Source organism: Streptomyces sp. SID5643 (assembly GCF_009872555.1).
Taxonomy (GTDB): domain Bacteria; phylum Actinomycetota; class Actinomycetes; order Streptomycetales; family Streptomycetaceae; genus Streptomyces; species Streptomyces iakyrus.
The window spans coordinates 1-2,707 of sequence record NZ_WWIC01000157.1; the positions used below are offsets into that span (position 1 = coordinate 1).

The 2,707-nt window shown below is 71.0% G+C and carries 3 protein-coding genes; all 3 read left to right on the forward strand.

All coding sequences use genetic code 11. From position 1 onward, the window contains the following. Window positions 1-464: 464 nt before the first annotated feature. Window positions 465-1,259, forward strand: a complete 795-nt coding sequence (locus tag GTY56_RS18815) for an AfsR/SARP family transcriptional regulator (protein ID WP_161366513.1) — start codon at window positions 465-467, stop codon at window positions 1,257-1,259. Window positions 1,260-1,367: 108 nt separating this feature from the next. Beyond that, entirely contained in the window at window positions 1,368-1,799 is a 432-nt protein-coding gene (locus GTY56_RS18820) for a hypothetical protein (protein ID WP_161366514.1), read from the forward strand. 24 nt (window positions 1,800-1,823) lie between these two features. Further along, on the forward strand, window positions 1,824-2,707 hold an 884-nt coding region (locus GTY56_RS18825), incomplete at its 3' end, for an acyl-CoA carboxylase subunit beta (protein WP_272923382.1).

The window sequence follows — 2,707 nt, forward strand, 5'->3', positions numbered from 1 at the left end:
GGTCGGGCCCACAAAGCCCACGCAGGTTCGAATCCTGCCCTCTCCGCTCGTCGTATACGCCCCGGCACCCGGCTTCCGGCGCGGCCCCGCCCCACCGGCCGCGCGGCCCCGGTGCCGCACGCACCGCCGGTGACCCCCCGCACCGGCGGACACACGCGCCCCGGCGCACCGCCCGGCACTGGGCGGTGCGCCGGGGCGCAGACGCGTCCGCATCCACCACCCCTTCCGCTTGACCTCTACTGTCCGGCAACCGCACAGGTCAGCGCCCCTGTCGGCACACCTCGGACTCGTTCAGAAGAAAAATACCTTCTCAAAGGAATGATTCTGTGTCAGGATGAAGTCGGGAGGAAACCCCGGGACGGAAACCGGCCCGAGAGACCGCCACGCGGCCTCGGCCGCATAGACGGACCGCCGTGACCGGCCCCCCGACCACTCTCTGCCGCACTGATCGCCAAGGGGGAAACATGCTGAGGTTCTCGATCCTCGGGGCACTGCAGATCCGCACCGCGTCGGGACCGGCCGAGATCTCCGGCGATCTGCAACGGACCCTGGTCCAGACGCTGCTGGTCAGCGAGGGCCAGTCGGTCTCCGGCGAGGCGCTGGTCGAGGAGATGTGGAGCGAGGGCGCCCCGGACAACCAGGCCAACGCCCTGCAGGCCCACGTCAGCCGGCTGCGCCGCAAGCTGCGCGGCCTGGAGCCCGACCGCACCACCTCGCGCGTCACCATCCACCCCTCGGGCTACCGCCTGACGGTCAACGAGGGGGAGCTGGACGCCGCCGAGTTCGTCAGGACGGTCCGCCAGGCCGAGACCCTCGGCTCGGGCTCACCCGAGGAGGCGGCCCGGTTACTGAGAGAAGCCCTGGCCATGTGGCGGGGACCGGTCTTCGGCGGCTTCACCGGCGGGACCCTGTGCCAGCTCGCCGGCGCCCGCTACGAGGAGTACCGCATGCGGGCCATGGAGCTCCGCTTCGACGCCGAGCTGCGGCTCGGCCGGCACGCCGCCGTCCTGGCCGAACTCGCCGAGACCCACACGAGCCACCCGCTCAGAGAACGCTTCTGCGAGCAGCTGATGATCGCCCTGTACTGTGCGGGCCGCCAGGCCGACGCCCTGGACGTGTTCCGCCGTATGCGCCGCCACCTCGCCGACGAACTCGGCATCGAGCCCTCCCCCGCCCTGCGGCAGGTCGAGAGCGCCATCCTGTCCCACGACCCGGCCCTGTCCGGTGACGTGCGCACTCCCCTGCTCCAGCTCACCTGACGCCACCGGCCCCTGCGCCGCGTAAGCGGCACGTCAGCCGCTGGTCAGCACCGCCTGGAACGATCCGGATCGGAAGTGGAAACCGCCCCCCGACCTTTGGAGAACCACATGACCACGAGCCAGTCGCCGGCCCGCGCCGTGACGACCCAGGGACGCCCGGAGGCCGCGCGTCCGTTACGCCTCTTCCTCGGCCTCGACGCCGTCGTGACCGGAGGCAACGGCCTCATCTACCTGTTCGCCGCCGGTCCGGTGGGGGACCTGCTCGGCCTCGACACCGGCTTCCTCCGCGGCATCGGCGTGTTCCTCACCGTCTACGGCGCACTGGTCGCCGTCCTGGCCGGCCGTCCGGTGCCGTCCACCGTGGCCACCAAGGTGGTCATCGAGGCGAACCTGCTGTGGGCGGTCGCGAGCGTGGCCGCCGTGGTCTTCGGCTGGCTGGACCCGAACACCGTCGGCACGGTGTGGACCCCGCTCCAGGCGGCCGTCGTCGCGGCCTTCGCCGTGCTCCAGATGAACGGTCTGCGCCGGCTCGGCAACTGACATCCCGTCCCATCAGGGGGAGACATGAGGTCCCACGTCGCGGAGCTGGCCGAGATACGCCGCCAGGTCCTGGCCGGCCCCAGTGAGAAGGCGACACGGGCGCAGCACGCCAAGGGCAAGCTGACCGCGCGCGAGCGCATCAACCTGTTGTTGGACGAGGGCTCGTTCCGCGAGGTCGAGCAGCTGCGCCGGCACCGGGCGACCGGATTCGGCCTGGAGGCCAGGAAGCCGTACACGGACGGTGTGATCACCGGCTGGGGCACGGTGGAGGGCCGCACGGTGTTCGTCTACGCCCATGACTTCCGGATCTTCGGCGGTGCGCTGGGCGAGGCCCACGCCACCAAGATCCACAAAATCATGGACATGGCCATCGCGGCCGGTGCCCCGCTGGTCTCCCTCAACGACGGCGCCGGCGCCCGCATCCAGGAGGGCGTCACCGCGCTCGCCGGCTACGGCGGCATCTTCCAGCGCAACACCCGGGCGTCCGGCGTCATCCCGCAGATCTCGGTGATGCTCGGCCCGTGCGCGGGAGGTGCCGCCTACTCCCCCGCACTCACCGACTTCGTCTTCATGGTCCGCGAGACCTCGCAGATGTTCATCACCGGCCCGGACGTCGTCAAGGCGGTCACCGGCGAGGAGATCACCCAGAACGGCCTCGGCGGGGCCGACGTCCACGCCGAGACCAGCGGCGTCTGCCACTTCGCCTACGACGACGAAGAGACCTGCGCCGCCGAGGTCCGCTACCTCCTGTCCCTGCTCCCGCAGAACAACCGGGAGAACCCGCCCGCGGTGCCGTGCGACGACCCGCACGACCGTCGCTGCGACACGCTCGCCGAGCTGGTCCCGGCGGACGGCAACCGGCCGTACGACATGACGGAGGTCATCGAGGAGATCGTCGACGACGGCGA